The organism is Methanothrix soehngenii GP6, assembly GCF_000204415.1.
Lineage (GTDB): Archaea > Halobacteriota > Methanosarcinia > Methanotrichales > Methanotrichaceae > Methanothrix > Methanothrix soehngenii.
In genome coordinates, this window is record NC_015416.1 from 1443166 (window position 1) to 1468159 (window position 24994).

General features: G+C 54.6%; 31 protein-coding genes. 9 read left to right on the forward strand and 22 right to left on the reverse strand.

Going from position 1 to position 24994, the window contains the following annotated elements; all coding sequences use genetic code 11:
- Positions 1 to 4 precede the first annotated feature (4 nt).
- The 4 genes from cbiG to MCON_RS07245 are packed head-to-tail and all read right to left on the reverse strand — an operon-like array spanning position 5 to position 2704.
- Positions 5 to 916 carry a cobalt-precorrin 5A hydrolase gene (cbiG, locus tag MCON_RS07230; RefSeq protein ID WP_332829096.1) on the reverse strand — a complete coding sequence of 304 codons (912 nt, stop codon included), beginning with the start codon at positions 914 to 916 and terminating at the stop codon, positions 5 to 7.
- Positions 883 to 1593, reverse strand: a complete 711-nt coding sequence (gene cobM / locus MCON_RS07235; RefSeq protein WP_013719348.1) for a precorrin-4 C(11)-methyltransferase — start codon at positions 1591 to 1593, stop codon at positions 883 to 885. The genes cbiG and cobM overlap by 34 nt, the downstream gene beginning before the upstream one ends.
- Positions 1590 to 2198 carry a cobalt-factor II C(20)-methyltransferase gene (locus tag MCON_RS07240; RefSeq protein ID WP_013719349.1) on the reverse strand — a complete coding sequence of 203 codons (609 nt, stop codon included), beginning with the start codon at positions 2196 to 2198 and terminating at the stop codon, positions 1590 to 1592. Before MCON_RS07240 ends, cobM begins: the two co-directional genes overlap by 4 nt.
- The gene (locus tag MCON_RS07245) at positions 2192 to 2704 is read right to left on the reverse strand and encodes a methyltransferase domain-containing protein (RefSeq protein ID WP_013719350.1); all 513 of its coding nucleotides are present in this window, start codon (positions 2702 to 2704) and stop codon (positions 2192 to 2194) included. Before MCON_RS07245 ends, MCON_RS07240 begins: the two co-directional genes overlap by 7 nt.
- Positions 2705 to 2766: 62 nt before the next feature.
- On the opposite strand from MCON_RS07245, the gene MCON_RS07250 reads away from it, so the two are divergent.
- From MCON_RS07250 to MCON_RS16105, 3 genes are all read left to right on the forward strand, one after another.
- Positions 2767 to 3774 (forward strand): ATP-grasp domain-containing protein, encoded by a 1008-nt coding sequence (locus MCON_RS07250; RefSeq protein ID WP_232844360.1) that lies wholly within the window; start codon positions 2767 to 2769, stop codon positions 3772 to 3774.
- A gap of 57 nt (positions 3775 to 3831) precedes the next feature.
- Positions 3832 to 3990, forward strand: coding sequence for a hypothetical protein (locus tag MCON_RS16490; protein ID WP_193373742.1), 159 nt, complete (start codon positions 3832 to 3834; stop codon positions 3988 to 3990).
- Positions 3991 to 4130: 140 nt separating this feature from the next.
- Entirely contained in the window at positions 4131 to 4292 is a 162-nt protein-coding gene (locus MCON_RS16105; RefSeq protein ID WP_013719353.1) for a hypothetical protein, read from the forward strand.
- Between the two features lie 43 nt (positions 4293 to 4335).
- Here MCON_RS16105 and MCON_RS07260 read toward each other — a convergent pair whose 3' ends face one another.
- The 3 genes from MCON_RS07260 to MCON_RS16110 form a co-directional block, all read right to left on the reverse strand.
- On the reverse strand, positions 4336 to 5316 hold the full coding sequence (locus MCON_RS07260; protein ID WP_157863716.1) for a carbohydrate kinase family protein: 981 nt from the start codon (positions 5314 to 5316) through the stop codon (positions 4336 to 4338).
- A 176-nt stretch (positions 5317 to 5492) separates the two neighbouring features.
- On the reverse strand, positions 5493 to 6260 hold the full coding sequence (locus MCON_RS07265; RefSeq protein WP_013719355.1) for a heparan-alpha-glucosaminide N-acetyltransferase: 768 nt from the start codon (positions 6258 to 6260) through the stop codon (positions 5493 to 5495).
- Between the two features lie 218 nt (positions 6261 to 6478).
- On the reverse strand, positions 6479 to 6787 hold the full coding sequence (locus MCON_RS16110) for a hypothetical protein (RefSeq protein ID WP_157863717.1): 309 nt from the start codon (positions 6785 to 6787) through the stop codon (positions 6479 to 6481).
- A gap of 199 nt (positions 6788 to 6986) precedes the next feature.
- On the opposite strand from MCON_RS16110, the gene MCON_RS07275 reads away from it, so the two are divergent.
- On the forward strand, positions 6987 to 7706 hold the full coding sequence (locus tag MCON_RS07275) for an acylphosphatase (protein ID WP_013719356.1): 720 nt from the start codon (positions 6987 to 6989) through the stop codon (positions 7704 to 7706).
- Positions 7707 to 7749: 43 nt separating this feature from the next.
- Here MCON_RS07275 and MCON_RS07280 read toward each other — a convergent pair whose 3' ends face one another.
- Together MCON_RS07280 and MCON_RS07285 are read right to left on the reverse strand one after the other, a co-directional pair.
- Complete coding sequence (locus MCON_RS07280) at positions 7750 to 8763, reverse strand: transcription initiation factor IIB (RefSeq protein WP_013719357.1); 1014 nt, start codon at positions 8761 to 8763, stop codon at positions 7750 to 7752.
- Positions 8742 to 9026: an H/ACA ribonucleoprotein complex subunit GAR1 gene (locus tag MCON_RS07285; RefSeq protein ID WP_013719358.1), complete on the reverse strand. Its 285-nt coding sequence runs from the start codon at positions 9024 to 9026 to the stop codon at positions 8742 to 8744. The genes MCON_RS07280 and MCON_RS07285 overlap by 22 nt, the downstream gene beginning before the upstream one ends.
- A 153-nt stretch (positions 9027 to 9179) precedes the next feature.
- Here MCON_RS07285 and MCON_RS07290 point away from each other — a divergent pair, with 153 nt between their 5' ends.
- The gene (locus MCON_RS07290; RefSeq protein WP_013719359.1) at positions 9180 to 10142 is read left to right on the forward strand and encodes an NOG1 family protein; all 963 of its coding nucleotides are present in this window, start codon (positions 9180 to 9182) and stop codon (positions 10140 to 10142) included.
- A gap of 23 nt (positions 10143 to 10165) precedes the next feature.
- Here the strand turns inward: MCON_RS07290 and MCON_RS07295 are convergent, their stop codons facing one another.
- The 3 genes from MCON_RS07295 to thsA form a co-directional block, all read right to left on the reverse strand.
- Complete coding sequence (locus MCON_RS07295; RefSeq protein ID WP_202795847.1) at positions 10166 to 10738, reverse strand: HemK2/MTQ2 family protein methyltransferase; 573 nt, start codon at positions 10736 to 10738, stop codon at positions 10166 to 10168.
- A gap of 32 nt (positions 10739 to 10770) precedes the next feature.
- Positions 10771 to 11556, reverse strand: coding sequence for a phospholipase D-like domain-containing protein (locus tag MCON_RS07300; RefSeq protein WP_013719361.1), 786 nt, complete (start codon positions 11554 to 11556; stop codon positions 10771 to 10773).
- A 191-nt stretch (positions 11557 to 11747) separates the two neighbouring features.
- Positions 11748 to 13427: a thermosome subunit alpha gene (thsA, locus tag MCON_RS07305; protein ID WP_013719362.1), complete on the reverse strand. Its 1680-nt coding sequence runs from the start codon at positions 13425 to 13427 to the stop codon at positions 11748 to 11750.
- Positions 13428 to 13601: 174 nt separating this feature from the next.
- Here thsA and MCON_RS07310 point away from each other — a divergent pair, with 174 nt between their 5' ends.
- The gene (locus MCON_RS07310; RefSeq protein WP_013719363.1) at positions 13602 to 13796 is read left to right on the forward strand and encodes a cold-shock protein; all 195 of its coding nucleotides are present in this window, start codon (positions 13602 to 13604) and stop codon (positions 13794 to 13796) included.
- A gap of 86 nt (positions 13797 to 13882) precedes the next feature.
- Here MCON_RS07310 and MCON_RS07315 read toward each other — a convergent pair whose 3' ends face one another.
- From MCON_RS07315 to MCON_RS07360, 10 genes are all read right to left on the reverse strand, one after another.
- A complete protein-coding gene (locus tag MCON_RS07315; RefSeq protein ID WP_013719364.1) occupies positions 13883 to 14482 on the reverse strand; it encodes a TMEM165/GDT1 family protein in 600 nt (199 codons plus the stop codon).
- Positions 14483 to 14525: 43 nt separating this feature from the next.
- On the reverse strand, positions 14526 to 16334 hold the full coding sequence (infB, locus tag MCON_RS07320; RefSeq protein ID WP_013719365.1) for a translation initiation factor IF-2: 1809 nt from the start codon (positions 16332 to 16334) through the stop codon (positions 14526 to 14528).
- Positions 16335 to 16432: 98 nt separating this feature from the next.
- Entirely contained in the window at positions 16433 to 16882 is a 450-nt protein-coding gene (gene ndk, locus MCON_RS07325) for a nucleoside-diphosphate kinase (RefSeq protein WP_083804686.1), read from the reverse strand.
- A gap of 12 nt (positions 16883 to 16894) precedes the next feature.
- Positions 16895 to 17065: a 50S ribosomal protein L24e gene (locus MCON_RS07330; RefSeq protein WP_013719367.1), complete on the reverse strand. Its 171-nt coding sequence runs from the start codon at positions 17063 to 17065 to the stop codon at positions 16895 to 16897.
- Positions 17066 to 17070: 5 nt separating this feature from the next.
- Entirely contained in the window at positions 17071 to 17283 is a 213-nt protein-coding gene (locus MCON_RS07335) for a 30S ribosomal protein S28e (RefSeq protein WP_013719368.1), read from the reverse strand.
- A gap of 10 nt (positions 17284 to 17293) precedes the next feature.
- Positions 17294 to 17662 carry a 50S ribosomal protein L7Ae gene (gene rpl7ae / locus MCON_RS07340; RefSeq protein WP_013719369.1) on the reverse strand — a complete coding sequence of 123 codons (369 nt, stop codon included), beginning with the start codon at positions 17660 to 17662 and terminating at the stop codon, positions 17294 to 17296.
- Between the two features lie 113 nt (positions 17663 to 17775).
- Positions 17776 to 18633: a hypothetical protein gene (locus MCON_RS07345; protein WP_013719370.1), complete on the reverse strand. Its 858-nt coding sequence runs from the start codon at positions 18631 to 18633 to the stop codon at positions 17776 to 17778.
- Positions 18634 to 18661: 28 nt separating this feature from the next.
- Positions 18662 to 20113 (reverse strand): dihydropteroate synthase-like protein, encoded by a 1452-nt coding sequence (locus MCON_RS07350; RefSeq protein ID WP_013719371.1) that lies wholly within the window; start codon positions 20111 to 20113, stop codon positions 18662 to 18664.
- Positions 20114 to 20165: 52 nt separating this feature from the next.
- Complete coding sequence (locus MCON_RS07355) at positions 20166 to 20555, reverse strand: DUF473 domain-containing protein (protein WP_048132096.1); 390 nt, start codon at positions 20553 to 20555, stop codon at positions 20166 to 20168.
- Between the two features lie 6 nt (positions 20556 to 20561).
- A complete protein-coding gene (locus tag MCON_RS07360; protein ID WP_013719373.1) occupies positions 20562 to 21305 on the reverse strand; it encodes a proteasome assembly chaperone family protein in 744 nt (247 codons plus the stop codon).
- Between the two features lie 158 nt (positions 21306 to 21463).
- Between MCON_RS07360 and MCON_RS07365 the strand changes: the two genes are divergently transcribed.
- The 3 genes from MCON_RS07365 to MCON_RS07375 all read left to right on the forward strand — a co-directional run bounded on the left by MCON_RS07365 (position 21464) and on the right by MCON_RS07375 (position 24970).
- Positions 21464 to 23539 (forward strand): acetate--CoA ligase family protein, encoded by a 2076-nt coding sequence (locus MCON_RS07365; protein ID WP_048132098.1) that lies wholly within the window; start codon positions 21464 to 21466, stop codon positions 23537 to 23539.
- A gap of 100 nt (positions 23540 to 23639) precedes the next feature.
- Positions 23640 to 24233 (forward strand): hypothetical protein, encoded by a 594-nt coding sequence (locus MCON_RS07370; protein WP_013719375.1) that lies wholly within the window; start codon positions 23640 to 23642, stop codon positions 24231 to 24233.
- A 200-nt stretch (positions 24234 to 24433) separates the two neighbouring features.
- Positions 24434 to 24970 (forward strand): hypothetical protein, encoded by a 537-nt coding sequence (locus MCON_RS07375; protein WP_048132100.1) that lies wholly within the window; start codon positions 24434 to 24436, stop codon positions 24968 to 24970.
- Positions 24971 to 24994: the final 24 nt, after the last annotated feature.

The window sequence follows — 24994 nt, forward strand, 5'->3', positions numbered from 1 at the left end:
CATTTTAATTTTCTCCAATGGCAACGGTCACCCTTCCGTATGCCTTCTTGGGAAGAATGAGCCTCTTTGCCAGGGCGAGGACTGCGGGCTCGGCAACTCCCGCCAGTCCCAGGTCCTCTGCCCTCGAGGGAGTGGAAGGTTTTTGGGAGTTGAGCTCCTCCCGGGAGAGAAAGACGATCTCCCTGTCTAGAGACTTCGCCGCCTCCAGCAGGCCCTCCTCCTCCTTCTTTAGCCAGGCGGTGGCTAAGAATGCTATATCCTCTCTCTTCCTGCCGGATTCCGCCAGGGCCTGGTCTATCGCTTGGAGGACCTCCTCAGAGGATACGCCCTTTCTGGCCCCCACACCCAAAACCAGCCCCTTTGCCTTGAGCACCGCCACATCTTCATCCACCAGCAGTATCTTAGGCCCCTTCAGCCTCAATATTGGGACGTCCTCTGTCAAGAATGCGAGGTTGATGGATTTTGAGGAGCTTTTGTTCACGATATCAGCCTTCAGCCGCCCGGCCACGCTCTCCAGGCAGGGCCGGCCCGAGGCATCGGTGGCGGTGGTTATGGCCGGATAGAGCCCCATCCTTTCTGCTAAAAGCAGGGCCAGGTCATTGGCCCCGTGGTGGCCTCCTACCACCGGCACAGCGCAGCTGAGGGCGGAGTCGACGGCCACCACCGGCCGGTCTCGCCATTTGTCCTGCAGATGGCGGCAGAGGCTTCTGGTCACGATCCCCACCGCCATGATCGCTACCAGCAGATCGTATTTCTCAAGGAGCCTCTTCATCCTCTCCTCCTCATAAAGGACTAGAGTAGATTGATAGCGATCGCTTAAGGCCCGGGCAATCCTCTCTCCCTTATCCCTATCCCGGGGGAAGACCAGGATGGCCAGGGACTTCAGCGGCTCCGGTATAGGTGAGACCTCCTGTATCCCGTTCTCTTAACCACATCGCCCACCAGTATGAGGGCGCTGTGGTCTATCTTCGCCTCTTCTACCTTATCGGCGATATCATCTATTGTTCCGCACAATACCTGCTGGTCCGGCCAGGAGGCGTGATAGACCACCGCCACCGGAGTTGTGCCCGGCAGGTCTAAGGACTGGACTATGTCCCTGATCTTGTCGATTCCCAGAAATATGGCCATGGTCGTTCCCAGGCGGCTGAGGGTGGGCAGGTCGTCCTTTGCCAGCGTGGTCCCTTTGGGCCTGGTTACGATCAGAGATTCAGAGATCCCCTTGAGGGTAAGCTGGGTCTTCAGAGCGGCGGAGGCGGCAAAGAGGGAGGAGACTCCGGGAACCACCTCCACCTCTATTCCCATCTCTTCCAGGGGTTTCATCTGCTCTAATATGGCGCCATAGATCGAAGGGTCGCCGCTGTGCAGTCGCACTACCTTCTTTCCCGCTCGCAGGAACTCGACCATCTTTGCCTGGGTCTCCTCTATAGACAGTCCATTGCTGTCGACCTTGATGGCTCTCAATCCCTCCAGGAGCTGGGGGTTGACCAGAGAGCCGGCGTACACCACCAGGTCCGCCTCCTCCAAGAGCCTCTTGCCCTTGACGGTGATCAGCTCCGGGTCGCCCGGTCCCGCCCCTACGAAGTAGACCTTCATTCTCTCCTCCGGGCCAAGAGGACGCTGAAGTAATCGCTCCTCTCCGGCATCTCTCCCCGGACGATCCTCTCCTCCGGGGTAAAGAGCCTCATGCCCAATGTGAAATCCTCATAACCCTCTTCTCGTAGCTCCTCAGCCAGCTTCCTGGGCCTGGTGGCCTTTATCCTGATCACCGACTGCACCTGGGATCCGTCCGAGACCAGAAAAGACCTCTCCAAAGGTACATCGAATCTGGAGGCCAGGGCTGGGACCACTCCCACCCCGGGAATGGTCTGGATCTCTATTCCCGGATGGCGCTCTTCTATCACCCTCTTCAGATGGCTGAAGGTGGAGAAGGTGTTGATGTCGCCGATGCAGGCAAAGCCCACCTGGCTGGTGCCAGCGTCCTGGGCGATGATATCTGCATTTTTCTGCCAGATCCTTTTCAACTCCAGTTCATCCTGGATCATGGGGAAATCCAGGATCTGGGGGGAGGAGTAGGGCCTGGCCAGCTCTGCTGCCATCTCCCCTGGAACATAGACCCGCTTGCAGCTCTTCAAGGCCGCTGCTGCCTTGAAGGTCAATAGCTGCGGATCGCCCGGTCCTAGGCTTATGCCGATTAACATTTGCCGATCACCATGAATATGGGGTTTATGGGCTTGAAGGCAATGTCCCCCGCCAGGTCGTAGCCCCGATTGATGTGAATCTGCAGGATCTCCCTGAAAATGCCTTCCTTTTTCATCAGCTCTGCCACCTTGCTGGCAATTCCTATCCTGGCCAGGTCGACGACGATCATGCATCCCGGGCTGGCCTTCTCCAGCAGAAGGGGAAGGAATCTGTCTATTCCTCGGGTGCCGCCGATAAAGCATCTGTCCACCGCTGGCAGCCGGGGTATGATCTCCTCTGCCTCGCCCAGGAGGAATTTCCCGCATTCAACCAGTTCTCTGCTGAGATTTATCGCCTCTGGTCGGCGGTCCAGGCCGTAGATCCTGTCTGTGTAGCATGAGGCGGCCAGGGAGACTGCCCCTGAGCCGCAGCCTATATCCAGGAACAGATCGCCAGGCCTGATGGCCAGCTTCCCCATGGCGATGTGGATGTTCTCCTCTGCTGTCGCCGTGCCCGGAAGCTTCATGGGCTTTAGGAGAAGTGGGCTGGAATAAAAGGTTAATTGATGATCTCTTGCTTCTTTGTCTCTTGCCGATCTCCCTCCTCTCAATAGCCCTGTCTTTCGGCCTCTTCGGCCATAAGACTAGTATAGCCTGCTCTTCATTGGCAGTTCGAGAATTCATGGACATCTTCGTTGCCGAGTATGCATCCGCCCTGGGTCTGGGCGGCACACATGAGCTGGAGGGCAGAGCCATGCTCTCCTGTCTGGTGGAGAGCTTCGCGTCCAGCGGACACGAGGTGGCCTATCCCACCTCTGGGCCCAGGTTAAAAGAGGGCAAGCCCATAATGCTTGAGGCTGGGAGGGATTTTGGGTCTCTCCTGCAGTCGATCGAGGCAGAAGCATGCCTGCTGATCGCTCCTGATGGCCTGCAGCCGCATTTTTTGGAGATAATCGAAGGCCGGACGGCCAATCTTGGCTCTAGCCCCGCTGCCGCCAGTCTGGCTGCGGACAAGCTACTCTCTACCCAGGCGCTCGCGCGCTCCGGCGTTCCAGTGGCAGAAATCGTGGACCGGCCCGATCCGGTGGATAAGGGCTGCCTGCAGTATGTGGTCAAGCCGCGCACCGGCTCGGGCTCGGAAGGGGTGAGGATCAGCTCCTTTGTCCGGGCGGGCCCGGAGGAGATCGTCACCCGCTACCATGAGGGGCTGCACCTCTCCGCCAGCTTCATCGTGGGGAAAGAGGGTTTTCTGCCCTTAACCCTCAACCGCCAGCTGATCGACTTTGCCGATGGGAAGATGAGATATCAGGGAAGCCAGGTGCCCTACCGCACTCCCCGGGCGGCGGAGATCTGGGAGGCGGCGGAGAAGGCGGCAGATGTCCTGGCTTTGCGCGGTTACGCGGGCATAGATTATGTTTTGGGCGAACGACCGTGGGCAGTGGATGTGAACGCCCGGCCAACGACATCCATCATCGGCATCGCCCGGGTGATGAAAGAGGAGATCGGGGAGCTGATACTGCAGGCAAAGTTTGGCGGGATGCCGGAGCGGGTGCATGTGACAGGGGAGTACACGTTCCTGAAGGGAGAGCTCGGTTGATTAAGAGTAATCCCATTGAGAGATAAGCATAATAGCGAGCATAAGAGATTGGAAACCATGTCCGAAAAAAAGCACGCCTGCGACTCCTGCCCCCTGCGAAGATACTCTGACAAGCACCCAGACTCCGTGGTAGCCAGAATCTGGCGCTGGCATACCGGTTGGTGCCCCGGCTGGAAGGCCTATCAGGTGTCGCTGGCTGAGACGGCATCCCGCTAAATCTGCTAAGCCACGAATATGAGGAAAAAATGGCCCCTCCCTGTATCGGATCGTGATGCAACATTCGGCCACGCGTTTTGGTCTTCGCCAAATGGCGTTTGATCGACTTCGTGCTGGGGGAACGACCCTAGGCGGTGGATGTGAACGCCCGGCCCACGACATCCATCATCGGCATCGCCAGGGTGATGAAAGAAAAGATCGGAGAGCTGATCGTCAGGGCCCGGTTTGGGGGATTGCCGGAGATGGTGCACCTGGGGGGAGAGAGCATATTCCGCAAAGGGGACTTAGCCCTTATGGCCTGATGAGATTTCCATGCGGGTGCGATCCCTCCCTTCGCCCCCCAAATCAAGCCTCCAGAAACTCCGCCGTCTTCATGAACTCGACCACATCGTTTTCGCTGGGCAGGTCGGTGCTCGCTCCCGGGGTGACGATGTTCAGGGCGGCCACAGCGGAGGCGAACTTTACAGCTTCTTCATTCGAGTATCCATGGTATTTGGCATGGATGAATCCAGCGGTGAAGCTATCTCCCCCGCCGGTCGTGTCCACCACTTTGACCTTGTAGGAGGGCACCCGGAAGGTCCGTTCATTATCCAAAACCAGCGCGCCTCTGACATCCAGGGTGACGATCACCGTCTCTGCTCCATAATCCTTCAGCTTCTTGATAGCGGAATCGACATCCTTCTCCCCGGTTATCAGCATCGACTCCTTGCCGTTCATGATTATCACCTGGCTGTTATGCATGGCATGCTTCAGCTCCTCTGGTCGGTGGTTGACCATGCTCATGCTGGGATTCGTGATGATGTAGATACCTCTTTTTTTCGCCTCTTCTATGGCCTTTTTCATCAGCGCCATATTCTCCTGGCTTATCAGGCTGGTAAGGACCATGGTATCGATCTTATCAAAGACCTCAGGATTGAGGTCCTCTTCACCCAGCAGGGCATTGGCCCCTCTGCTGGTCAGAACGGTCTTCTCGCCGTTATAGAGAAAGACCAAAGACATCCCGGTCAGGCCCTCCTTTAAGGTGACATATTTGGTGATTGCGCCGTGAATCCTCAGGTTTCTCAGGTATTCCTCGCCGTGGTCCTCTTTGCCCACTGAACCGAGGATGTAAGTGGTTGTGCCCAATTCTGCCAGGTTGGTTGCCAGGTTGTGTGCTGAGCCTCCGGTATCCTGGCTGAGCTGATCGAGGGTGATCTTGGAGTCGAAGGGAAAACAGAGGTTGTCATTTACCACCTTGAACTTCTCAGATCTGGCAATCAGGTCTACGATTATACCGCCCACTACGAGCACGCCCTTATGGCTAATGCTGCATTCTTCAAATGGCATGCTGATATGGATAGCTCTGCTGATAGATAACATTAAGGGCCCTATCCGCCCGAAGGGCCGAAGGGAGCCTTCACGCTTTCCAGAATGCTGGCCATCATCTTCGGTCGTATACAAGGCTCTCTTTTCCCTTGGTTCATTCCTATTTCATCCTCATTTCATCATAATTTCTCCTCATTTCATTTCCAGGCAAAAGAGAAGAGAGACGGGCCTTCTGCCAGGTAGATCAGGCCAAGCAGCAGAGGCTGATGGAGGATATAGATGGCCAGAGAGTTGCGGCCCAAGAATATGAGCCCTCTGACCGGAGGCCAGGCACTGATATCGGGCAGGGGAAAGCGGCGGCCGAGATCTTTGTAGAGCAATGCTCCCCCGGCCATACCCATCAGCACCACCCCAAACCAGGGCAATAGAGGCACATAGTCCAGGGAGGTGAAGCTTCGGGGAGCCAGGCCCAGCCAGATGAGCCAGAAAAAGTCGACCTCAAGCTCCTGGATGTACAGGCCCAGCAAGATCGCTGCCAGCCCTAAAAGGAGGTTCATTCTGCCCAGGCGGAGGAGGGGATAGGCTAAGAGTATGGAAATGGAGATGAGGTGGAGTATTCCAAAGACAATAAATCCCCTTCCAATGACGATATAGGTTACAAGGGTAATTCCCAGGGCCAGGCTCATTATCCAGAGGCTTCTTTTCAAGAGCCTGAAAGGGTATTGATTCCGCTGGCCGGCCAATTTCGCCCGGGAATAGCTCAGGGTGAGGGAGATGCCAACCAGCAGGAGAAAGAGGGAGGCAGTGAAGCGGGCCAGATAAAACCAGAATCCTCCGGACAGATCAATCTCATGGATCCTGAAGAAGTCCAGGTCATACGCCAGGTGGAAGATGACCATCATTACAATGGCCAGTCCTCGAAGAAAATCCACCTCCCAGAGGCAGACCGTCCGGCGGTCATCCATAGAGCATGATGTGCGGCCAGTGCTTAATAGGTATGGTTCTGATCGCTAAATTTTCTTGTCAGACCAAACGGACATCTCTTTTCCCTCTTACTTTCTCGTACAGTCTTCTGTCCAGTGTCAACAGCGGCATTCCTTTCTCCTGTGCCGCCGCCAGGAAGGTTTCTAGCCATGCGCTCGGAGAGGCCCCACCCGGCTGCCACTATGCCAAATTAGATCTGTCAGTTGTCCCAGGCTTTGGGAAGGACGGCGAAAAGGGTAAAATGAAAGAGGGGCTTTGAGAAGACCGAGATGTTTTGACCATGAGCGAGCAGAACCGCAGGTACGTTCAAAAGGAGATCGGCAGGCTCCTCTCCGATATCTGGCGGATTAAAGGGCTGGCGGAGCAGGAGTATGGCCCGCAGCACATCATCACCAAAAAACTCACAGGCATGCATGGGGATGCACAATTGCTGCTGCAGGAGGCTGCTGGCAAATAGTTGTGAGAACTGCAATGTCGCCCAGAGGATCTTCTTCCAACATCTTTTCACCAGCCGAGCATCTCTTTGCCCTGGAATCGTCCGCTGCCATCAAGCGAAAGTTTTTTATATCGGCAATTGCCGTATATAGTAATTGGCAAAGGTCGAAGCATCTTTTCCTCCTACATCACTGACTTTTGCCTCCCTCCTTCTTACTCTAAAATACGGCAGGTCATAGGCTTAAATAAAGAGAGTGAGAAAATTAACTATAATGCGCAGGCTGACCGCTTATATCTCCGGCAAGGTTCAGAAGACTGGCTACCGGGCCAGGGTGGTTTCCATTGCCAGGGACTTTGGACTGACCGGCTACGTCCAGAACCTCGATGACGGCCGGGTCAAGGTGGTGGCAGAAGGGCAAGACTACGACCTGGGGAGCCTACTTGCCGCCATAGACATCAAGAATACTCTGATTCAGGTGGCAGATATCCAGAAGGAGTATTCAGCTGCAGCAAATGAGTTCCAGGGATTTTTTAAGGTGGTCTCGGGCAGTGGAGAGACCGATCAGAGGATCGATCAAGCAGCGGAATTGCTCAAGGAGCTGATCTCTGTAAACAAGGATGTGCTGAAGGAGATAAAAGCCACCAGAGTGGAACTGAAAGATGAGATACGAGCCACTCGCGAGGAGCTCAAGGAAGAGATAAGGGCCACTCGCGATGAGGTGAAAGCCACGCGTGACGAGGTCAAAGCCACCCGCGTAGAACTAAAGGACGAGATAAGGGTCACAAGAGACGACCTGAAAGCGGAGATCGTTGGGGTAAGAGATCAGGTCAAATCATCCGCAGATCTGCTGGCAGAAAAAATAGACTCCGCCAAAGAGGAAATCGCAGTTAGTATTGATGATATCCGTTCAGATTATAGAGATGATCTAACCGAGAGGCTGGCAAAGATAGAAGAGGACATCTCGCAGATAAAGGCTAAAACAGGAATCTGATTCTAGGGCAATTGCCTGAAAAAAAGATGCTAGAGATATCCCTTCAAAGGATTATCTCTATGTCCAGCTCTTCTGCCAGCTCTTTGTAGCGGTTCCTGATGGTGACCTCTGTCACTCCTGCCACATCTGCCACCTCGCGCTGTGTGCGCCGGTCCCCGCAGAGGATGGAGGCGATATATATAGCGGCTGCGGCCACGCCAGTGGGCCCGCGCCCGCTGGTGAGCTCCTTTTCCGCGGCCTGGCGGAGGATCTCAATTCCCTTCGCCTGCACCTCGCCCTTCAGATTCAGGCCGGAGCAGAAGCGGGGGATGTAGTCGATGGGGCTGGTGGGCATGAGCTTCAAGGCCAGCTCCCGGGACACAAACCGGTATGTCCTGCCGATCTCTTTTCTCGATACCCTGGATACCTCTGCGATCTCATCCAGGGTACGAGGCACATTGCACTGGCGGCAGGCGGCATAGAGCGCTGCTGCTGCCACGCCTTCAATGCTCCGCCCCCGGATGAGGTTCTTGTCTACAGCCTTGCGGTAGACAACCGCCGCCGTCTCCCGCACATTTCTGGATAGACCTAGAGCTGATGCCATTCGGTCCAGCTCAGACAGGGCAAAGGCTAGGTTTCGCTCTGTGGCATTGCTGACCCGGATGCGCCTCTGCCATTTTCTCAAGCGGTAGAGCTGAGCCCTATTCTTGGAGGATATGGTCTTGCCATATGAGTCCCTGTTCCTCCAGTCGATCATGGTGGAGAGTCCCTTGTCGTGGATGGTGTACGTCATGGGCGCCCCAACCCTCGACCTCTTCATGCGTTGATCGTGGTCGAAGGCTCTCCATTCCGGCCCCTGATCTATGAAGTTCTCATCGATCACCAGGCCGCAGTCGGAGCAAACCAGTTCTGCTCGTTCATAGTCGCGCACCAGGGTGTGGCTCTTGCACTCTGGGCACTCGACTGTAAACTTCTCAAACTCGTCTACCTTCTCTTTCTCGCGTCTGAGCCGGGTACGCTCCTTGAGCTTCTCCGGCTCTGCCCTCTCTATCTCTCTCAGCTTTTCAATTTCTTCCACTTGCTATCTCTCCCCGGCGCCTCATCGATATAGAGCTTCTTTCCGATGTGGGCAGCGGCATCTGTTCCTCTATTCGGCCGAACGATTATATATGGACGATCGATGGGACCGAATATATCGAAAACCTTTCCGACCCTGGTCCTTTTCTGATCCACCACCCAGGAGTTACCCCTGGGGATAGCGGTCTCGCTTCCAACGATCTCTTCACTCTGGACTATCAGTTTATTCTGCACGACATGAAGCGCGGTGCCTAGTCTCTTCAAAAGGTCACCTCATCTATATAGATAAAGAAGTACTATTTAAGCCTTCCGAAAACCATTTATTAAATGAATCCTGCAATCCGCGCCGCGCATGCCCCAAAGGAGACGGAAGGCCGGACCGAAGCTTTATCTGTTAATGCCGGCTAGTCCTCACTGATGTTTGAGCGTCTTCCAACTATCCCCACATCGCAGGAGCTTTTAGATAAATCATTCCGGCGCGCCACCCGTGCTGCCGACAATGAGTCCATGGTCCTGAATGCAGGCAATATCCTCTCAGATAACCTTGCCAATTTGATCCGGAAGTTTCCCTCCTTTGAGAACCTGCCTCCTTTTTACAGAGAGATGGTGGAGATAACGGTTGGCGTAGATAAGATCCGTATCAGCTTATCTCGCCTGCGCTGGGCCTCCAGGCAGACAAGACTGATAACCAGAGAATATGTGGGAAAGATCCGGCGGGCCAGGGGGACGGACAGCACTCCCCTCCGAAAGTCGGCCTTTGGGCGCTTCTCATCGGTGATGAGATCGATTGAAAAGGATATGCTGTTCCTGAATTCTGCCCGGAATCTGCTTCGCAAGATGCCGACCATAGACCCGGAAGCTCCAACCATTCTCATCGCCGGTTATCCCAATGTGGGGAAATCAAGCTTCATCATCCGCATCACTGGGGCAAAACCAGAAGTGGCAAGCTATCCTTTTACCACTCGGGGGATAATTGTGGGCCACTTCGTTCGGGACGATAAGAGGTATCAGGTGGTGGACACTCCCGGATTGCTCGACCGGCCAATGTCGGAGCGAAATGAGATCGAGAGGCAGACCGTGGCTGCCCTCAGCCATCTGCAGGGGGTAGTGCTATACATTCTGGACCCAAGCGAGCACTGCGGCTATCCTCTGGATTCACAGCTTCGTCTGGCCGAGGATCTATCCAATTGGATCAGGCTGCCCATGCTGATCGTCGCCAATAAGGTTGATATCAAGAGATACAGTGATCTGGCAGAGATGTCCACCGAGACCGGAGAAGGCGTCTCTCTAGTGCTGGAGAGGCTGATCGCTCTCCTGGATAGTAAAGGCGATGGACTTGCGGGCAGTTCTGATGCTGATAAGTCTATATTTATAAAATGATATCTACTATCCCGCCGGAGAACTCAATTGCGGACTGTGATCCTCAGCACCATGAGCTTTTCAAAAAAGCATCCCTTGCTGGCCACCCGCTCTGTGATAAGCCCGGCGTCCCCTGCCATCATCTCCACCTCCTCCGGTCCGCTCAGGCTGGATATGAGCAGCAGTGCTCTTCCCCCCGGCCGGAGATGCTCCGCCAGATCGAGCAAGAACCGGCCTATGGTCTCCCTGCCGCTCTCCCCTCCGTCCAGGGCATAGTTGATCCATTGATCGCTTCTCTCTGCCTGTTTTGTGGGAAGGTAAGGGGGATTGAAGATGATCAGATCGAATTTCCCTCTTATTCCTTCGAAGAGGTCGGATCTTATCACCTCCACCCCTCTCTCCCTGGTCGCCCTGACTGCATGAGGATTTATGTCCAGGGCGACAAGGCTCTCCACCTGTCTGGCCAATTCCAGGGATACGAGACCCGAACCGCAGCCTACCTCGAGCACATGATCCTCTGGGCGGGCCTCTTTTATGGCCGCCTGCAAGAGGAGAAATGTATCCTCGTCCGGATGATAAACCTCACAAGACCCGAATCCTGGACAAATTATCTCAATCCTCCAACGCGCCTAAATGCTCCTTTCCTTTTTCAACTCTGCCGGCACCTGTACAGGTCATCCACATAAGAGCAGATATCATGGATGACCTGGGGATCGTTCAACCATACCCCTGCCTCGTAGTTGTCATCGATCCCTCCCTGGGAGAGATTGGCAGAGGTCACTATCGCCTCTTTTCTGTCGATCATATAGATCTTAGCATGGAGCGGCCGGACGAAAAGGAGCTCTCCTCCCAGCCTTCTTACCTCATCCTGGATGTCATCGCTCATTCCTGAGCTGTAGTCCGATTCCCGTCCCCTCATGAACACCACCAGCCTCCCTCCCCGGCGGAAGAACTTCTGCAATGGAGCAGCAATCCGATTCCAGGTCTGCCTCTTTATCCAGGGGGATACAACCACCACCTCGAACCTGGCCGCCTCCAGCATCCTGCAGAGTCTGTCCTCAATGGAGTGGAGGCGAAGGGGTGGAAAGGTGCCCAGGAAGATGGCTGAAGGATTTTGCTCCTGGCGGGCAAGGTAGCTCTCCAGGTATTGCAGCCTTTCCGACGAATTGTATTCTGCCGATCTTTTCGTCTTCTTGAGCTCCTCTTCCAGATCCAGGTTGCGGCTCTTGAGCTTGAGCAGATGTGCGCATTCCCGCTGGAGCTGGTCCAGCTTCATCTCCTTTTCCCTGAGCCGGCCCCGCAGCTGTTCTACGTCCATTTGCATCTGGCGATAGCCTGCTAGCAGCCTTTTATTGCGACCAGCTTCCAGCTGGATGATGCTGAGGGATATCACCGCTAAAGCCAGAAATGCCAGCCAGATCCAATATCCTTCCATTGCTGCTTGACCTCAGAAGCAAATCTCATTGTAAGTTATATATAGATAACGTGATCGATATACATAACGGATTTGCACTATTGCATTTTCATTAGGTGAAAATGGATGCTTGAGCCAAAACGGCATCATCAACAAACCAAAATAAACCAAAAGAGTATGTCTGTACCATAAAAAAAATGGTTTCGGGATGATCAGAACATCCCGGGAGGCATTCCTCCCATCCCCATTCCGGGCATTCCTCCCATTCCACCCATGCCCCCCATCCCAGGAGGCATGCCGCCTGCACCGCGTGCAGGAGGTTCCTTGGTGGAGGCTAAGACATCATCGATGCGCAGTATCAAGCAAGCAGCATCAGTGGCTGACAAAATGGCCTGAATCTTAACCCGCAGGGGCTCGACCACGCCCAGCTCATACATATCCACCGTCTCCCCGGTATAGGCATTGAGCCCTATGTTCTTGTTGCTGGAGTGCCTGCTCTTCAGCTCAACCACCTTATCGATGGCATCAAAGCCAGCGTTCTCGGCCAGAGTCTTGGGCACGATCTCCATCGCCTCAGCGAACTTGGCGACGGCAAGCTGCTCCCTTCCCTTCAGGGTGGCGGCATATTCGCGCAGGCGCAATGCGATCTCGATCTCCGGGGCTGCACCGCCAACCACCAGCTTCTTGTCCTCCACCACGTCTGCCACCGCATGTAAGGCATCGTCAAGGGCCCTCTCCAGGCCATCCAGGACTTGCTGGGTTCCTCCCCGGAGGAGTAGGGTTGCAGCGCTTTTCTTGGTGCCGGTGATGAAGGTCATTATCCCACTTCCCACCCTCCGCTCCTCCACCAGAGCGGCGGATCCGAGGTCCGAGGGTTTCAATTCATCCAGGCTGGTGACGATGTTAGCTCCCGTGGCCTTGGCAAGCTTGTCCAGGTCCTTCTTGATCACCCTTCTCAGGGCGAGGACCCCCGCTTGTGCAAGGTAATGCTGGGCCAGGTCGTCGATGCCCTTCTGGCAGAAGACCACATTTGCGCCGCTGGCGATCACCTTATCTGCTGCCTCTTTTACCCTCTTCTTCTCATGCTCCATGAACATCTGGAACTGATCGGAGGAGGTGATCTGGACCTCAGTCTTGGTCTCAGTGTCCTTGGACTCGATGGGGCAGGAGAGCAGGGCCACCTTGGCATCTGTGACCTTGCGGGGCATATTCTGGTGGACGATCTCCTTGTCGATCACCACTCCCTCGATGATCTCTGAGTCTGCTGTGCTCTCGCCCACCTTCTTCTCCACGTTGACCCTGTCCATGTCGAAGACCCTCTTATCCCCATAGTCCTCGGTGGCATTGAGGACCAGATCAACGGCATATCCGGCCATCTTGCTGTCAGGAGAATCTGCCAGCTTGCCGGTCATAGCGGTCCGGGCGATTCTCTCCAGCAGCACCCGATCTGACTCCTGGGCCTCGAAGGCGATTGACTTTGCGATCTTTACTGCTTCATCAGCTGCCATTCTATAGCCCTGCACGATCATAGTGGGGTGGACCTTCTGGTCTAAGAGCACCTCCGCTTTCCTGAGAAGCTCCCCCGCCAGCACAGCTACAGTGGTGGTGCCGTCACCCACCTCTTTATCCTGGGTCTTGGCAGCCTCGATGAGCATCTTGGCAGCAGGGTGCTGCACATCCATTTCCTTGAGGATGGTCACCCCATCGTTGGTGATGGTGACGTCGCCAATGGAATCCACCAGCAGCTTGTCCATGCCTTTGGGGCCCATTGAGCTGCGCACGGCATTGGCCACTGCGCGGGCGGCCATTATATTATTCGAAATGGCTTCGTTTCCCGATTCTCTGCGGGTATCTCTTAAAATGATAACTGGTGTTCCACCCATTCCTGCCATGTATAATAATCCTCCAGCAAATGATTCTCGTTAAGCAGTATTTGCTCTTCTATAAAACCTTTTCTTATAGATTGGGCTTCACATGGCTGTTATTTGCCTCCTGAAGGGAAGCTGCCAGCAACTTTAAGTAGTTGAAGCTCCTCCAGAGGGTCTAATCTTATTGAGGAATAAAAAATGGTAGATGGAACAGTTAAGTTTTTCAATCGAGTCAAGAACTTTGGATTCATTGCTGGTGACGATGGTAAGGACTATTTCGTTCATGTGACTGGTTTGAAGCCCGGTGTCGCAATCGATGAGGGCGACAAGGTGAGCTTCGATGTCATTGAGGGCGAGAAAGGCCCCAAGGCCGATAAGGTAGAAAAGGTTTAGATAATAATATAGCCACTACATAAATTCAGCAAAGCGATAGCAGGGCAAGGGTCCTTGCTATTGCAATAATCTATTTTATTGGGCCGTTATAATCCAATAGCAAACGCATATGGCGCCAACAGAGAGAGGATGATAGCGATGCCTATTATCAAGAATAGGGTGCCCGCTATCCTGGATACCAGCTTCCTGTCGACCTTCTGAGAGATGATTTGCCCCAGATAGATTGCCATAACGGAGAGGATGAATAGCGCTGCCATAACCCCTATGAAGACCATGATTGGATTATACTCCGTGGCAAAGAGGGCGGATGCGATCTGGGTCTTGTCTCCCCACTCCGATAAAAAGATAAGGGAAAATCCGGATAGAAGAGCGTTCCCGGACGATAGCCCCCTCTCTTCTTCTGCCTCCTTTTGGTCTCCTCTGAGAATCAATGCTCCAAACAGAATGAACACCCCGCCAGATATCAGTTTTAGCAGATCGAGGGGAATTATGCCTGTCATCCAGGAGCCTATGAGAATGGCAAATCCATCTGTGATCAGAAAAGCTAGCATGACTCCGGCCAGGAGCGGGATGTACTCCCGGGTGCGGGAGGAGAGGAGTATCACAGAGAGCTGAGTTTTGTCGCCCATCTCCGCCAGGCCGATGGCGATGAGGGGAATTATGATCTCGTTAAGCGGCATGGCCATTGGAGTCATCCCGCTCAAAAGCAGTTCGCTGCAAGGTCATATCCTACCTTCCCCAGAATGGGTCCTTCTTGCGTTTGATCTCCAGGAAATTCTCCAGCACCTCTCTCTCATCCTCGGCCAGCTTCGGCTTCAGCTCCAGCTCCACAATGCGGGCATGCTTTTCCGGGATATTGACATAGAGGATATCACCTTCATGGATCTGCCGGCCCACAGTGGGCCCGTCGATGGATATGGCCACCTCCTGGCCGACGGTTGCCGATCCCTGGTTCTCATTGTGGGCCTGGATTCCCTTGATCACTCCTACATTGGCCCCGTCCTCTCTCATTAGATTGACCTGGGTCCTGACGATCCCGCCGATCACCTGAACTCCCACCACAGCGGGCTTAGATTGCCGGAAGACACAATCTGGAAGTATGCGCACTGCCCCCGGCCGGATGACCGCTTCAAGGCGCTCTTGCTCCATCTTATTCTTCTGATCTTCCACCCAGCGTTCGTAGCTCTCGATGATGGTGTAGATGATATCGCTGGAGAAGACAGGTACATTCGTCTTCTGTATCTCGTTCAAGGCATCGGGCAGTATATCCACATTGAATCCCAGGATGGCGGAAAGAAGGGGATCGTTGATGGCAGCGGCCCTTATCACATCCCTTCTGGATATGGGCCCCACATCTGCATAGTGAATGTGAATATCCCTTGCCTTTAGCTCCCCTACCAGGGCCTCCAGCGAGCCGATGGTGTCCGACTTGATGATTAAACCCTCGTTTTCGGTGTCAATCCTGACTGCGTCCAACTCGGATTTCAATTCCAGGGATAGGGCCTCTACCTCGTCGGGATTGGAGACCACCCGGATGGTTGATCCGGCCAGGGCGTTATCCAGCTTTGGAGCGGAGACCTTCACCCCAGAAGCGGCAGATACGTGCTTTACCGGAAGGAACCTCTCCTCGCTCCTGATCTCAGCCAACGGTTTGGGCTTGAGCAAGGCCCTGATCTTGGTAACCAGGGGCTCGCGCGAGGTGCCGACGATTACAGTATCCCCGGCAAAAAACTCCCCATTGTAGAGTATGACATCCAATGTAGTGCCCAGCCCTTTCTCCTCCTTGACCTCGAGAATGGTGCCCACCCCTGGACCGGTGGCGGTGAGCTGCAGATTATCCTTGAGGAATCTCTGCGCCAGGCCAACCAGGATCATGAGAAGGTCAGGAACCCCTTCTCCGGTTATGGCACTGATGGGCACGATGCCCACCGTCCGGGTGAAATCGGTGATGCGATCATAGCGGTCTGCGTCAAAGCCATATTTGTAGAGTTCTCCCACAAGCTCATAGAGCCTGGTATCGAGGATCTCTGAGACCCTCTCGCTCTGCACCTTCAGGCTCTTGGCGAAAGGAGCATTGGTGGTGGTATGCCATCCGCCAATGCGGTCCATCTTGTTGGCAGCAACCACAAATGGGGTCTTGAAGCGCTTGAGAATGCTCAGGGACTCGATGGTCTGGGGCTGGAAGCCCTCGTTTACATCCACGATCAGCACTGCCAGATCGGCCAGGGAGCCGCCCCGGCTGCGCATGGATGTGAATGCATGGTGGCCCGGCGTATCAATGAACAGCAGTCCCGGTATCTCGATCTCCTTTCCGAAATGCGATCCACAGAAATCCTGAACCACATCTAAAGGAACCTCTGTGGCGCCAATGTGCTGGGTTATCAGGCCGGCCTCTCCCTTGGCTACTGCGGTACCTCGGATCTTATCCAGGAGTGTGGTCTTGCCATGGTCCACATGCCCCATCACCACTACTATCGGTGTCCTGAGGTTTGATTGCTTGCCCTTTGCCTTGCCGGCCTTTTTGGATTTCTGCTGCATGAAATATCGCTTCTCACAGAATTAGCCCTAAAAAAGTGATTTATTTTTTGGGAATTTAAAGGCTCCCATGAGGGCTTGACAGAAGCATCTGCCAGGAGCTACTCGTAGAGCCATTCTTCATCTATTCGCTTGTATGTCACCAGCTCGGAGGGATCAAAGTGAAGAGCGATCTCGCGAGATGCTGACGCCGGGGAGTCTGAGCCGTGCACCACATTCCGTCCCGTCTCAATGCCCCAGTCGCCGCGAATGGTTCCCGGTACGGCCTCCACTGGATTTGTGGCGCCGTTCATCTTTCTCATGGCGGCAATGGCACCCCTTCCCTCGACCACCAGGGAGACGGATGGTCCTGAGGTGATGAAGTCCACCAGATCCTGGTAGAACTTCTTGCCCACATGCTCTGCGTAATGCTCTTTAGCCTTCGCTTCAGGCATCGCAGCGAGCTTCATGGCAACGATCTTGAAGCCCTTCTCTTCAATACGTTGCAGGATCTTGCCCACCAGGCCTCTTTGCACTCCATCGGGCTTGACCATGACGAATGTTCTTTCGATATCCGCCAGGCCTTATGCCCCCTTGCGGGCCCACTTTATTCTTCTCGTTACCCGGCCAAGGGCAACGTTGTTCTCGCATTTGGCAGAACAAAAGAAAAATACCGTTCCGTCCTTCTTGGCATAGAGCTTGCCCGTGCCAGGCTCAATGGTCTTATTGCAGAAGCTGCACTTTCTCTCTTCCATCTTCCTCACCTGCTGGTAAGCTTCTTTGCTTCTCTTGCCGTCTCCAGCAGCATAAGGACATCGCCGATTCGTATGGGCCCCATGCTGTTCCTGGTTATGATTCTCCCCTTGTTATTGCCCTCAAGAATACGGCACTTGATCTGCATTGCTTCTCCATGCATGCCGGTGACGCCGATGACCTCGATTACCTCTGCTGGTATTCCGTTATCGTCCTCCATAGGATATCACCTACTTCAGAGATCCAATTTTTTGGACGATCTCATCCAGAATCTCTTTTCCTTTCCCCGGCTCCACGATCGCAGCGGCTGCGCTCTTAACGCCCAGGCCTGCAGCGGCACCAAGCTCGCTCTGTTTCTTGACGTAGATATAGGGGGTCTTCTTCTCTTCGCATAGAGCGGGAATATGAGCGACGATCTCAGGTGGCTGAACATCCTCGCCTACTATGACCAGACGGGCCACACCCCTCTCTATGGCCTTGGTGGCCTCGTTTGTGCCCTTCTTTATTCGGCCGGTATCGCGAGCCAGCTCTAAGGCCTCAAGGGATTTTGTGGCCAAATCTGCTGGAACATCAAACCTTACATATATTGGTCTTGCCATAACTTAATTCTCCTTCCGGGCGACAACGCCCATCATCATTCATCGCAAAAGCGCCTTTTGGATTATACCTCAAGACTAGATCTGCCATTAGTTCCACATGTAAAAAGGTTGCGCTAGGGCCCAAGAAGCCCCATCAGCACAAACCGAATGTTTTCCTCGGAAACAAATCCGGATAACTCTCCTTCTGATCCACTGCTGGAATACTCTAGGTCGCTCTTTTCAGCTAGATCGCTTGCTTTCCGGCTGGTATCTGCTGTTGGCTGGATATACCGGGCGACGATGTCGAAACCATCCTCACCGTTCCTGGACGATGTGATCCTCAGGTTGAACTCCTTATATCCGCCAGCCATGGGCATGCTCGCTCCACCGCGACCTAGGGCTGCTACCTGCAGGTCGGCTCCGCTGTCATCAACCAGGGTGAAGTTCTCCGATGGCTGGCCACCGGATATGACATCGATGGACTGCTGTACTGCTTCTTGCGGCCCGAATAGAGTTGGCCTGCCCATGACCATGACAAAGTCGGTGCCCATGGGGATCATCATATAGCCTTCATAGGGAATGACCAGGCTGTTGTAGCCCATCGGATAAGGCTCGATCCAGTGGAACTCCGCCCAGGTGTTATTGAAGCGAACCTCCCCCAGCCTTTCGATCCTGGTGGAATAAAGCTGGTCCCCATAGATCAGGCCGATGGACTGCGGGAGGGCGATACTTGCTGCATTGGTCAGATTCTGAGATGAACTGATATTTATCCAGTATGCCATATCAGTGTTCTGCGGTGCCATCTCCAGCACGTCTCCCAGTCCATCGAAGCTCCAGTCCACCAGGCTCCCCTTAACGCCAAAGGTCTCAGGGGAATTGGCATCTGATGTAACAGCAATCTCTTTCTGGTTGGTGCCCAGGGGTAGGAAATAAGCAATTCCTGAGAGCACCATAAGAGCGCCTACGAAGATAGCGAAAGCCTTCTGATTCATCCTCTCTCCCTCACGAAATAGTTATTATTTAACCTTTCTCTATCGGCCATAGGGGCTCATCTTGTATATAACTCCGGCCCAGGCGCAGGGCTATCTCCGCACGCTCCAGCTCCCGGCCCAGGTAGCCGGCATGGTCCAGCCTTCCTATCAATCCCCGGTCGATGAGGGTATTAAGCACCTTCCGGGCGCTCGTGCCAGCTACTGTGATCCTGCCGTTTCCAGCCACGATCCTCCCTTCGGAGAGGAAGATTCTGAAGCTTCCGGCAGGGTCAGCCTCGAATTTATGGTCTGCCGAGGCCTCCACCAGCTCCCGGGGAGGAACCTCCTCTGGAATTCTCCTCTTCTCTTTGAGTATCAATAGGTCTAGGCCCAGGTCTTTTGGAGGAGTCTGGCGCCCTTTGGCCAGAACCATCATCCGCGAGGCCACAGCCAGCTCGTGAATGGAGCCCTTTGCCTTGGCGCTGTATTCGGGGGTGAAGAGCAATGAGGCCCCCACCTCCATTGCCAGGACGGATAGGAGCAGGTTGGCCCCCTGGCTGTCTCCATCCAAGAGCTCAGTAACATTGCCCACCCCGAAGAAAAGAGGGATATCAGGATCGGCCTCACGGAGGCTGATGTATCTGATCATCGACCGGGCCAGGCCCATCAAGGGGGGATCGAGGACCGGATCGGCAATAATCTGGATTGCATAATCCTTTGCTTTGTTCAGGTTCTCCTCCAGGGTGACGGATCCAGGTCCCGGTATGACCACTGCCGGTATACCCGCTTCTGCCACCCTGCTTCCCACCAGGGGAAGGTTTTCACCGTTCAGGCTGAGTATCATGTCCGCCCCAGCCTCAATGCCGGCACAGATGAGCTCCGGCCGAACGGCATCTATGCTTATGGGAAGGGCAGTGACTTCCCTTGCCTTCTTCAGCGCTCTTTTGACGCTGGCAGAGGTGGCGTCCAAGGATGCGCCCAGGTCAATCAGATCGGCACCCTGCTCCTCGAAGTATCTGATCCGCTCCACCAGATCCTCATCCCGGAGCCTGGTGGCATCGACTACCTCCGCCAGGACCTTCATCCGCGAGCTGCCGCCGATCTTGACACCTTTAATGGTCAACTGCCCTCTGGCCTGTGCCTCCTGCCGCTCCAGCTGAATGATGGCCTCCTGCCTTCTCTTCGCCTCCAATAGGACGCAGGCCGGAACAGTAGTGGAGAGCTCAACCTCATCCAGGCGGGGCAAGAGCGATATCAGGTCTACAGCATGCTTCGGACCCAGGCGGATACTGGTGCCAAGAGCCATCTCCGCCCCTCGGAAATCGGCGGTTATGGCTCCTGGAATCAGAATCAGGTCGTATCCTTGAGGCCCTGCCCGGCAGAGCATCTCCGGGGTGATAAACGCTGCTACATCGACATCCAGCACCAGCACATCCGCGCCACAGGCTGATCTTCTGACCTGCTCAGAGGCCAGCCTTCCGGTGACGAGAAGAACCTTCATCTCTTGAGCAAAGCCGATCTTCTCGGTCGTTCTCCTCTAAAAAAAGAGGCTTTTACCGTGCCCCGCAGTACCTCACCTCATCCACGTCTAAAGTGAGGGGCGTTGCTGGCTCAATGGACGCAATCCTTCTCACCCGACCGACGCCCACCAGCTGAAGCTGCAGCCTTGCTGCCTGAGACTCGCTCTCCTCATAATAATTCTCCCCAGACTGGATGGTTCTGTGGGTTATGACCTGAAGGGCCTTTATGGTGGTGATAAGGCCGGTAGTGCCTGGAACTACATCCAGGGCGCTTGAATCGGTGATGAATATCCTCTCGCCAGGCTGGCAGTTGTAGATGGCAAAGAAATTGTTCGGGCTCCTGATCTCCACCGTCCTCACCCTGGCGGCGAGAATCTCTTTTATCACATGTCTGGATAATCCGGTTAGGCTTGTGTAAATCATCTGGCATCACCCGTACATTGGGAACTCTTTCGGCAACTGGGTCTGCTGTTCCTCGGGTGCGGCCGCTTTCATCTGCTGGGCCAGTTGAGCCATCTGCACCTCGATCTCCTCTGCCTGTTCAGCGAGCTTTGCAGTGTTCACTCCCAGGCCATAGATCTTGTTAATGGTCTCGATGGCAGCGATCGCCGAGCGGGGATCAGGTTCTGCTGATGCCGTCTCCCCCAGCAGGCAGACCGCAGGGAGGTTTCTTATGCGGCACTCATTCATGATGCTACCGGTAATTCCGGTGATCGTTCCTATCTCAAAGATCTCTGCTTTGCCCCTTATCTTATCCAGCAGCTCCTGGCGGCTTACAGCGCCAAAGACCCGGTTCTGATCATCCATCACGGTTATTCCTGCCAGGCAGATCAACTCCTGTACATCGATGGACTCTGCCCAGGCCACTATCTCCCTTCCAACCTCATAGGAGGCCAGGGGATGGATGGGAATGTCAGCGGTCAGAACCACTACCCCCTTGCTCGCATCCTCATAGATGCGGACCGGCATGTTCACTACTCCTCCCAAAAGGACTGCCAGTGGCGGGAAGTATTTGGAGTTCATCGCTCCGATATAGGTCATCTTCAGATCGTTGACTATGTACTGGCTGGCGATGTTACCTACCAGGCCGATTCCCGGGAATCCCTCTATCAGAATAGGGTTTTTGACAGTGAGCTCCTTTTCAAGGATGACCTGGACAATATCCTTCTCCATGAAAGATAATAACCTTTTATCTAAGATAAGATCATCGCTTCCCCTGGAGGGATCGAGGGACTGGACAAAAGAGGACAATGGGCGGGGCGTATTCTTAAAATAATGTCTCTCCTATTGATGAGCAGAGCAGAACGATAAAGAGCAATCTGGGGTTGAAAATGGCAGAAGTAATCAAAGACATTATCGATCAGGCAAAATCAGCAGACAGAACTTACCTCATGGAGCATGAGAGCAAGGCCATTTTGGAGGAGCTGGGGATATCCACAACCGGCTCCGTGGTAGCAAGAACCGAAGAGGAGGCAGTGGAGATATTCAAGTCTCTGGCCAGTCCAGTGGCCTTGAAGGTTCTCTCTCCTGATGTAGTCCATAAATCCGATGCAGGTGGGGTCAAGCTCCATTTGAATGAGGAGAACGACGTCCGGCGAGCCTACCGGGATATTGTCAGCTCATTTCAGGGAAAGCCGGTGGAGGGCATCTCTGTGCAGAAGATGGCCCCGACGGGAATAGAGGCCATCGTGGGAGTGGCAAACGACCCCACCTTCGGGCCGGTTCTGATGTTCGGCCTGGGGGGGGTATTCGTTGAGGTCTTGAAGGATGTCAGCTTCCGCTCCATCCCCATCACCCGCTCAGATGCACAGGAGATGATCGAGGAGATCCGGGGGTATTCCCTGCTCAAGGGCAGCCGGGGCCACTCTGCGGATATCGAGGCCTTGAAGGATCTACTGATGAGGATATCGGATTTTGTGAACTTGGAGCCCCGCATCTGGGAGATGGATCTTAATCCCGTGTTCCTCTATCCCCATGGTTGCACTGTGGTCGATGCCAGAATCATCCTGGGCGAGCCCAGGGCCAGTCCACCCGCCGGGAAAGAGAAGCAGGATCTGCATGACCTCTTCTATCCTCAGAGCATAGCGGTGATCGGGGCTTCGGGTACGCCCGGAAAGCTGGGCTGGAATGTCTTCACCAATCTGGTCAGCCACAAGTTCAAGGGTATGCTCTATCCCATTAACCCCCGGGCAGAGGAGATTCATGGCATCAAGGCCTATCCCCGCATCAGCGCGGTGCCCGAGCGAGTGGATGTGGCCATCATTCTGGTCTCTGCAGGCATGACCGCGGATGTAGTGGAGGAGTGCTGCCAGTGCGGCGTGCGCTATATCGTAGTCGAGTCGGCCGGGTTTGCGGAACTGGGGCCGGAAGGCAAGAAGATCGAATTGCAGATGAAAGAGATCGCAGATAGGTATGGCGTGCGGCTGCTCGGACCGAACTGCTCGGGGATCATCAACACTCACTGCAGCATGGTGCAGTCCATAGGGATTGTGGATGCCTTGAGTCAGGGCAACATCGGCCTGGTCTCCCAGGCAGGGGTGTGTGCAGCCGGGATGCTCTGGGGGCTGCGCCATATCATGGACTTCGGCATCATAGCCACCATTGGCAACAAATTGGACATCAATGAGACCGATATCATGGAGGCGGTGAGCAAGGACGAGAACATCAATGTCATCTGCATGTATCTGGAGTCGGTGAAAGGCGGCAGGAGGTTCATAGACCAGGCTCGCCAAATCACCATGAAAAAGCCCATAGTGGTGCTAAAGTCCGGCCGGACCGAGGCGGGAAAGAAGGCCGTGGCCTCCCATACTGCCTCTCTGGCCGGAAACGACCAGATCTACAGCGCCGTCTTCCGCCAGTCGGGGATCATCCGCGCCCGAGACTATGAGCATATGTTCAACCTTTCCAGAGCCATATCCAAGCAGCCCCTGCCTGACCGGGAGGGGGTTTTCATCATAACCTATGCCGGCTCGTTGGGGGTGATAGCTGCCGATGCCATCATCGACAATGGCATGCGCCTCTCCGAGCTGGAGGAGCCTCTGAAGAAGAGGCTGATGGACCTTTTGCCGGACTATGTCTGCGGCATGAACCCGGTGGACTACACCTTCAGCCAGGATGCCAGGATTGTGAAGAGCACCATAGAGATCGGGGTGGATAGCATTGATGTGGGCAGCTTCATTGTCATCCTCCAGGCGGAGATCCTGGACAGCTATGTTGATACCCTGAAGAGCATCGACTACAAGGGAAAACCCATCATCGCCTGCGTTGCCGGAAAGGAGTTTGAGATGCCCGGGGTCATAAAGATGGAGAAGGCGGGAATACCGGTCTTCTCGACCCCAGAGCAGGTGGCAGATGCCCTGGGGATCATGTACCGGCACTACAAGAGGGTTAAACAGGCGAAGAACTGAATTTCCAATTTTTTTTTATCATTTCGCATGATCGCCTCCTTCCAGAAGAGACAAGGTTTAAGATCTCCCAGGTATGCTATGACATGGAGGTATTAGGAGAATGGGATTCAAGTTTGTATTGATGACGTTGGCCCTGGTCGCATGCCTATCGGCTGCGGCTCTTGGCGCCAATGCAGTTCCGGAGTTTCCCACTGAGGATATGTCCGGCAGTGTGATCCGAGAAGAGGTTCAAGAAGGAGTCTATGGCGTTGCAGATGATCCATCGCTATCTTTTAGAAATGAGAGCCTGTTTTATATCGACAGACAGACGGGGATGAGCCCCAATGCCGTCACCAAGGTGCCTGTTAGGTATGTAGCAATAGCAGGGAACTGGTCCTTTACCCTTACCGGAGCAGCTACCAGCTACCTCACCCTTAATCTGTACCAAAACCAAGATGCAGTATCGGGATATGGTATACTGATGCAGAATGGAAACGCAGCTCAGGTAACCGCTGCGGGCACTATACTGGGCGACAGAGTGGCCCTGTTCGTGTCCCCGGTGCAGAGCCAGGGCCTTTATCGCTTGAGCCTGACCATAACCCCGGGATCCATGAACGGCAGCTTCGTCTACACCGCTCCGGGAGTGACCCAACCGGGCATAGCCTCTGGAAAGCTGCTGTCGGTTCAGCCGGTGGCCGTTCCAGCGATGGCATAGTGCGGACTTAAGGCCGGCAAGAGCCGGCCCGGCAAAATCGCAAAATACCCTGGCGGGATATAATAGATCCCCCTTTTTTTCAGTTGCGCCTTTCAAGCCCACGATTATTATACCAGAGATTGCTATATCATTTGATTGCCGTATCATCTGTGGAAAAGAGGCTTGAGTGGTGAATGCAATTGCATTTGAAAGGAATTCCGATGGCGATCTTGGTCTTGCTGATCCTCCTCTCGGGGGCAGCATCACAAGGATATATGGGTACCGTCTCTACCGGCAGGGGAATACTCACCCCAATCACCGTGGGAGAGGAAGAGTCATCGCAGGCACAGGTCGGCCTCTCCGGGGGGCTAAACCTCACCGGAAGCTGGTCGGCGAATCTTAAGGGCAGCCCCGCCAGACATCTGGATCTGGAGATGTTTCAGCAGGATGACCTGGTTATGGGCTCAGGGCAGCTTAGCTCTGAAGGCCGAAGAATTAACATCACTGCCGCCGGGTCGGTTGGGACAAAGGACCTGATGGTGTTCGTCATGGCTGCGGGAGGGGAGGAGGTCATAAGAATGGAGCTGTCCGCAAGCAAGACTGCCATCACCGGGGTGTATGAGGCATTTTCCCGGGGGATGCCGATCGAATCGGGAACGTTGACTGGAAGTGTGATCCTTTCCGCACCCCAAGATAAAGAGATAACCATCATCAGCGCCGCCACACCATTACCGGCGGCAAGCACCTCTTATGCATAGGCAGCCAGTGATCTAGAGAAAAGG

Bases quoted from the DNA above. Each gene is read 5' to 3' on its own strand.
- cobM (WP_013719348.1), bottom strand. From the start codon at position 1,593: ATGAAGGTCTACTTCGTAGGGGCGGGACCGGGCGACCCGGAGCTGATC.
- MCON_RS07240 (WP_013719349.1), bottom strand. From the start codon at position 2,198: ATGTTAATCGGCATAAGCCTAGGACCGGGCGATCCGCAGCTATTGACC.
- MCON_RS07245 (WP_013719350.1), bottom strand. From the start codon at position 2,704: ATGAAGCTTCCGGGCACGGCGACAGCAGAGGAGAACATCCACATCGCC.
- MCON_RS16490 (WP_193373742.1), top strand. From the start codon at position 3,832: ATGTCCGAAAAAAAGCACGCCTGCGACTCCTGCCCCCTGCGAAGATAC.
- MCON_RS07260 (WP_157863716.1), bottom strand. From the start codon at position 5,316: ATGCCATTTGAAGAATGCAGCATTAGCCATAAGGGCGTGCTCGTAGTG.
- MCON_RS07265 (WP_013719355.1), bottom strand. From the start codon at position 6,260: ATGGATGACCGCCGGACGGTCTGCCTCTGGGAGGTGGATTTTCTTCGA.
- MCON_RS07275 (WP_013719356.1), top strand. From the start codon at position 6,987: ATGCGCAGGCTGACCGCTTATATCTCCGGCAAGGTTCAGAAGACTGGC.
- MCON_RS07290 (WP_013719359.1), top strand. From the start codon at position 9,180: ATGTTTGAGCGTCTTCCAACTATCCCCACATCGCAGGAGCTTTTAGAT.
- MCON_RS07300 (WP_013719361.1), bottom strand. From the start codon at position 11,556: ATGGAAGGATATTGGATCTGGCTGGCATTTCTGGCTTTAGCGGTGATA.
- thsA (WP_013719362.1), bottom strand. From the start codon at position 13,427: ATGGCAGGAATGGGTGGAACACCAGTTATCATTTTAAGAGATACCCGC.
- MCON_RS07310 (WP_013719363.1), top strand. From the start codon at position 13,602: ATGGTAGATGGAACAGTTAAGTTTTTCAATCGAGTCAAGAACTTTGGA.
- MCON_RS07315 (WP_013719364.1), bottom strand. From the start codon at position 14,482: ATGGCCATGCCGCTTAACGAGATCATAATTCCCCTCATCGCCATCGGC.
- infB (WP_013719365.1), bottom strand. From the start codon at position 16,334: ATGCAGCAGAAATCCAAAAAGGCCGGCAAGGCAAAGGGCAAGCAATCA.
- MCON_RS07330 (WP_013719367.1), bottom strand. From the start codon at position 17,065: ATGGAAGAGAGAAAGTGCAGCTTCTGCAATAAGACCATTGAGCCTGGC.
- MCON_RS07335 (WP_013719368.1), bottom strand. From the start codon at position 17,283: ATGGAGGACGATAACGGAATACCAGCAGAGGTAATCGAGGTCATCGGC.
- rpl7ae (WP_013719369.1), bottom strand. From the start codon at position 17,662: ATGGCAAGACCAATATATGTAAGGTTTGATGTTCCAGCAGATTTGGCC.
- MCON_RS07345 (WP_013719370.1), bottom strand. From the start codon at position 18,633: ATGAATCAGAAGGCTTTCGCTATCTTCGTAGGCGCTCTTATGGTGCTC.
- MCON_RS07350 (WP_013719371.1), bottom strand. From the start codon at position 20,113: ATGAAGGTTCTTCTCGTCACCGGAAGGCTGGCCTCTGAGCAGGTCAGA.
- MCON_RS07355 (WP_048132096.1), bottom strand. From the start codon at position 20,555: ATGATTTACACAAGCCTAACCGGATTATCCAGACATGTGATAAAAGAG.
- MCON_RS07360 (WP_013719373.1), bottom strand. From the start codon at position 21,305: ATGGAGAAGGATATTGTCCAGGTCATCCTTGAAAAGGAGCTCACTGTC.
- MCON_RS07365 (WP_048132098.1), top strand. From the start codon at position 21,464: ATGGCAGAAGTAATCAAAGACATTATCGATCAGGCAAAATCAGCAGAC.
- MCON_RS07370 (WP_013719375.1), top strand. From the start codon at position 23,640: ATGGGATTCAAGTTTGTATTGATGACGTTGGCCCTGGTCGCATGCCTA.
- MCON_RS07375 (WP_048132100.1), top strand. From the start codon at position 24,434: ATGGCGATCTTGGTCTTGCTGATCCTCCTCTCGGGGGCAGCATCACAA.